This window comes from Acidovorax sp. KNOB132 (assembly GCF_057541515.1).
On sequence record NZ_BAAJYT010000506.1, the window covers coordinates 1 to 1434 of the forward strand.

A 1434-nucleotide genomic window follows, 5' to 3' on the forward strand; every position below is an offset into this window, starting at 1 on the left:
GTGGGGGCCGCCCGCACGGGGCCGGCGGCAGAGGGCGGAACGTCGTGCGGTGCGAGCGGCTCCATCATGGGCGGCGGGGTGCGGCTGAGGGGGTCAGCCCACCACCACGGGCGCGCCGTCGCCGCGTTCGGCGATGGTGCCGATCGTGTAGACCGTCTCGCCCAGCGAGCGCAGCGTGGCGGCCGTGGCTTCGGCTTCGGACGCCGAGACCACCACCACCATGCCGATGCCGTTGTTGAAGGTGCGGTTCATCTCGATGTCGTCGATGCCGGCCGTCTTCTGCAGCCAGGCGAACAGCTCGGTCTGCGGCCAGCTTCCGGCTTTCAGGTGCGCGGCCAGGCCCTCGGGCAGCACGCGCGGAATGTTCTCCAGCAGGCCGCCGCCCGTGATGTGGGCCAGGGCCTTGATGCCGCCGGCCGATGCCGCATCCTGCGGCGCAGGGTGCTTGGCCAGCGCGGCCAGCACGTTCTTCACATACAGGCGCGTGGGTTCCATGACCGCTTGCTTGAACGGCTTGCCGTCCAGCGTGGCGGGGGCTGACTCGCCGGCCCGCTCGATGCACTTGCGCACCAGGCTGAATCCGTTGGAGTGCACGCCGGCCGAGGCCAGGCCCAGCACCACGTCGCCGGCCGCCACGGCCCTGCCGGTGAGGATCTTGGACTTTTCGACCGCGCCGACCGCAAAGCCGGCCAGGTCGTACTCGCCGGCGGGGTACATGCCGGGCATTTCTGCCGTCTCGCCGCCGATCAGGGCGCAGCCCGAAAGCTCGCAGCCCCGGGCGATGCCGCCCACCACGGCCGCGGCGTGTCCACGTCCAGCTTGCCGCAGGCGAAGTAGTCGAGGAAGAACAGCGGTTCGGCACCCTGCACCAGCACGTCGTTCACGCTCATGGCGACCAGGTCGATGCCCACGGTGTCGTGCATGTTCCATTCGAAGGCCAGCTTGAGCTTGGTGCCCACGCCGTCCGTGCCGCTCACCAGCACCGGCTCCTGGTAGCGCTTGGGCACCTCGAACAGGGCGCCGAAACCGCCGATGCCGGCCAGCACGCCCTCGCGCATGGTCTTCTTGGCGAGCGGCTTGATGCGCTCGACCAGCGCGTCGCCGGCATCGATGTCGACGCCAGCGTCTTTGTAGGAGATGGGGGTGGAGGAGTCGGAGGAGCTCATGGAAGGGTTCGTGAGTGCTGGTGGGCCCGCGCGGCGGGCTGGAGCGGCGGATTTTAAAGGCCCCGCCCGCCTGGCCCGCCAATGCCCCCGCAGGGCCGGCGGATGGCGTGGCCGCGGGTGGCCCGTGGCGCCGTGGCCGGACGGGTCGCCGCGGCAGACTAAAATTCGCGCCGGCGTGTCCCACGCGCCCTGCCATCCGGCCCTTTGCCATTCCCACTTCCATGCCGCCTCGCCCCCCTCTGCCGCCCTTCGTCCCGCACCGCGCCTG

General features: G+C 70.9%; 1 pseudogene. It reads right to left on the reverse strand.

The window, feature by feature from the left end:
- Window positions 1-93: 93 nt before the first annotated feature.
- Window positions 94-1166 (reverse strand): annotated as a pseudogene (gene purM / locus AC27IO_RS24170) (phosphoribosylformylglycinamidine cyclo-ligase).
- Window positions 1167-1434 lie beyond the last annotated feature (268 nt).